Origin of the sequence: Mycobacterium sp. (assembly GCF_019243155.1) — a bacterium.
Taxonomy (GTDB): Bacteria; Actinomycetota; Actinomycetes; order Mycobacteriales; family Mycobacteriaceae; genus Mycobacterium.
On sequence record NZ_JAFAUS010000378.1, the window covers coordinates 1 to 3,644 of the forward strand.

The following is a 3,644-nucleotide window of genomic DNA, read 5'->3' on the forward strand; positions in this document are numbered from 1 at the left end:
GCGGTGATTTTGGCGATGGGCGCGGCGGCGCGCTATCTGGGGATCCCCGGGGAGCAGGAGTTGCTCGGGCGTGGGGTGAGTTCGTGTGCGACGTGTGATGGGTTTTTCTTCAAGGACCAAGACATCGCGGTGATTGGGGGTGGGGACTCGGCGATGGAGGAGGCCACGTTTTTGACCCGGTTTGCCCGCAGCGTCACTTTGGTGCACCGGCGCGAGGAGTTTCGGGCCTCGCGGATCATGCTGGAGCGGGCCAAGGCCAACGACAAGATCACCATCGTGACCAATAAGGCGGTGGAGGCCGTGGAGGGCAGTGACACGGTGACGGGGTTGCGGTTGCGCGACACGCGCACCGGTAAGCACACCACGTTGGCGGTGAGCGGGGTGTTCGTGGCGATCGGGCATGACCCGCGGTCAGAGCTGGTGCGTGATGTCGTGGAGACCGATCCCGAGGGCTATGTGGTGGTGCGTGGGCGCACCACCAGCACCTCGATCGATGGGGTGTTTGCCGCCGGGGATCTGGTGGACCGCACCTACCGCCAGGCGGTGACCGCCGCCGGCAGCGGCTGCGCGGCCGCCATCGACGCCGAACGCTGGCTCGCCGACCACGAAGAAGCAAGCGCGGCCGCCAGCGTCACACCGGCTGTGGGGCGAGAGCCGTTGCGTCGCTGAGGCTCTCAGGCGACGTCTGCGACCAGGACGCCCATGCGCCGCAGTCCGAGTCGCGCTACGGCCGGCAGGCCGGCGCCATTGGCGCCAGTGGGCAGCACCCGCACGTTGGTGATGTGCACGTTGTTCCCACGAAACTGTAGGTCCGCTTCGCCGGCTGCTGTCACGTTCTTCACCCAGTCAGTCTTGCCGTGCCCCAACAGGATCGCGACCACGTTGCCTTTGCGATAGGCATTCACGACGGTCTGATACGGCTTGCCCGACTTGCGGCCGCGGTGTTTGAGTACCACGAACGTCGGCAGAAAACGTGCGATCCGCCGCATGACCGGATTCATGTACTTCATCTGTAACCGGTCGATCCAGGCCGGAAACAGCATCGGCAGTCCGGGAGCGTTGTTGGGATGGGCCTTGGGGGACAAAGGAACTCCTTATACGGGAAGAGCAGCGGAAGTTGTTCTGCGGCCGCCGAGTTGAGCGGGCAGCCGTGTGTAGCCGTGCAGGTTGATCAGGCCGCGCCGCTGTGGGGGCGCGGTGAGGCGCAGATTGGGGAACGTCTCGAACAGTGCGCGCAACGCGGTGGCGCCTTCGATTCGGGCCAGGGCGGCACCGAGGCAGGCGTGGATGCCGGACGCGAACGCCAGGTGCTCGCGGGCGTTGGATCGAGTGATGTCGAAAGATGTTGGATCCGAAAACAATTGCGGGTCGCGGTTGGCGCCGCCGAGCAGCAGTGCGACCGTGTCGCCCTCCGCGATGTGGGTCCCAGCGATTTCGACGTCGCAGCCCGGTGTGCGCGCCGTCATCTGAACGGGGCTGGCCAGGCGCAGGATCTCCTCGACGGCGTTGGGCCACATATCAGAATTGTCGTGCACCTGTGCAAGCTGCTCGGGGTGTTGCAGCAGCAGCACGATGCCGTTGCCGATCAGATTGACCGTCGTTTCGAAGCCTGCGCCGACGATCAGCGCGGCGTTGGCGGTGAGCTCGTGGTCGGTCATGGAGCCGTCGGCGACCATGCGGCTGAACGGGTTGTCGCCCGGCTGCCCGCTACGCAGGTTGCGGAAGTGCTCTCTTAGATAGGCGTCGACGTCGCGCATGCCGGCGATGGCGTCTCGGTAGGTAGTCCAGTCGATTCCGACATCGAGCAGCGGCGCGCCGCTACGTCCCCAATCCAGCATGCGCGGGTAGGAATCGGCTGGCAGACCGAGGATTTCGGCGATGATGGCGACGGGCAATTGCATGGCGAAGTCGGCGATCAGATCGGGAGTCGGCGTTGCCCCGATGCGCTCGATCAGTTCCATGGTCACCTCGGTGACCCGGCTGCCCAGGGTGTCGATCGCCCGCGGGGTGAAACTCTGCGCCACCAGATGCCGGTAGCGGGTGTGATCGGGTGGGTTCACAATGACCATGGCCGGCGGCTCGACCGGATTCGCGATGCCCGGATCGGTTTTGGCGATCAGCTTTTTCAGCGGCCGGGGCAATTCCATCTCGCTGGGTGCGGTGACGCCAAAGCGTTTGTCCCGCAGTATTTGTCGGCACACGGCGTGGTCGACGCTCACCGAGACGAAGGGCGTGCGCACCACGGGGCCGCGCGCGCGGATGTCCTCCATCAGCGCGTAGCGATCGGTGGCGTCGGCGCGCATGAACCTGGCGAGCGGGTCGCCGCGCCGGGCTTGCACCGCGAAATATGCCCGCGGCACACCGTGCATGGCTGTCCACCGGGCCCTGAGTCCGACGCGCATTTCGATCCTTCCAGGCCGTTTTGTGCGAATCGTGCGATACAATGAGACTCTCAATGTCTCAAATGGTTCACTGGCTACGATACGACGGCCGCCACGAAGGAGCAAGGAGGATCGGATGACTTCCACGCGAACCGCGGAATTCGTGCGGCGCCTCACCGAGCCCGACCCGATCGTCCTCGCCCAAATCGACAACCCCGACGAGATCACCACCCGAATCCTGGCCGCGACGCTCGAGCAGGCCGAACTCGTCGGCATCCGCCGCACAACCATGGAAGACGTCGCGCGGCGCAGCGGCGTCGGCCGTGCCACGCTCTACCGGCGCTTCCCGACGAAAGCCGCGCTCATCGACGCCGTCGTACTCTCCGAGGCGCGCCGCTACCTCGAAGGAAGCGCGGCGGCGCGGTCACACGCGGAGACGTTCGAGGACCGGATGGTCTACAGCACGGTGTTCTCGGTGACGTTCATGCGCGAGCACACGCTGCTCAAGAAGCTGCTGCGCACCGAGCCCGAGACGATCTTGCCCAGCTTGACCATCGACGCGGGCGCCATCCTCGATTACGCCAGCGAGCACACGATGGGCCTGTTGCGGACCGAGCTCTACGGCACGGATCCCACGACGGAGGCACAAGAGCGCCACCTGCGCACCGTCGCGGAACTGCATACTCGGTTGACGCTGTCGTTCATCGTGACTCCGCACACCAGCATCAACCTGGCGACCATCGATGACACGCGCCTCTATGTGCGCAACTACCTGATGCCGATGGTTACTGTGCCGCGCTGATGGCTTCCCGGAGGATCTCGGTCACTGTTTCAGGTCGGGTGATCAGCGGTGCGTGGTCGACGTCGTGCGTGTGAGTGTTGGCGTTCATCCGGTCGGCCATGAACTTTTGCGTCGCGGGGTTGATCATGCGGTCTTCCTGCGCGATCAGGTACCAGCTGGGTAGGTCTCTCCAGCCCGGTTTCGGTACGGGTTTCTGGATGCACGGGACGGCGATGGGGCGCTGAACCGCTCTCAGTAGGGCGTGCTCTTTTGGGCGTGCATTCTGCGCGAATGCGTCGTCGAAGGCGTTGTCCGGCAACCAGATCCAGCCCTCACCGTCAGGTTTGAGCTCCGGGGCTTTCGGATGTGGGGGATTCTTGTAGAACACGTCGGCGACGGTCTCGCCCTCGTCGGGAGCCAAGGCGGCCACGTAGACGAGGGATTGGATGCGCGGGTGACTGGCCGCGCCGATAACGCCGCCG

General features: G+C 65.1%; 5 protein-coding genes. 2 read left to right on the plus strand and 3 right to left on the minus strand.

Annotation, left to right across the window (positions count from 1 at the left end; translation table 11 throughout):
• Positions 1 to 669 (plus strand): FAD-dependent oxidoreductase (locus JOZ00_RS19660; RefSeq protein WP_293346680.1); only part of this gene is annotated, 669 nt, incomplete at its 5' end.
• A gap of 5 nt (positions 670 to 674) precedes the next feature.
• On the opposite strand, the gene JOZ00_RS19665 is transcribed toward JOZ00_RS19660, so the two are convergent.
• Both JOZ00_RS19665 and JOZ00_RS19670 read right to left on the minus strand, forming a co-directional pair.
• Positions 675 to 1,085, minus strand: coding sequence for a nitroreductase family deazaflavin-dependent oxidoreductase (locus JOZ00_RS19665; RefSeq protein WP_293346683.1), 411 nt, complete (start codon positions 1,083 to 1,085; stop codon positions 675 to 677).
• 9 nt (positions 1,086 to 1,094) lie between these two features.
• Positions 1,095 to 2,402 (minus strand): cytochrome P450, encoded by a 1,308-nt coding sequence (locus JOZ00_RS19670; protein WP_293346686.1) that lies wholly within the window; start codon positions 2,400 to 2,402, stop codon positions 1,095 to 1,097.
• A 115-nt stretch (positions 2,403 to 2,517) separates the two neighbouring features.
• On the opposite strand from JOZ00_RS19670, the gene JOZ00_RS19675 reads away from it, so the two are divergent.
• Entirely contained in the window at positions 2,518 to 3,183 is a 666-nt protein-coding gene (locus JOZ00_RS19675; protein WP_293346689.1) for a TetR/AcrR family transcriptional regulator, read from the plus strand.
• Here JOZ00_RS19675 and JOZ00_RS19680 read toward each other — a convergent pair.
• Positions 3,167 to 3,644 (minus strand): alpha/beta hydrolase (locus JOZ00_RS19680; RefSeq protein WP_293346692.1); only part of this gene is annotated, 478 nt, incomplete at its 5' end. The two genes, JOZ00_RS19675 and JOZ00_RS19680, sit on opposite strands and share 17 nt — an antisense overlap.

Excerpts from the sequence above, each read along its gene's own strand:
- JOZ00_RS19670 (WP_293346686.1), bottom strand. The coding sequence starts at position 2,402 with ATGCGCGTCGGACTCAGGGCCCGGTGGACAGCCATGCACGGTGTGCCG.
- JOZ00_RS19675 (WP_293346689.1), top strand. The coding sequence starts at position 2,518 with ATGACTTCCACGCGAACCGCGGAATTCGTGCGGCGCCTCACCGAGCCC.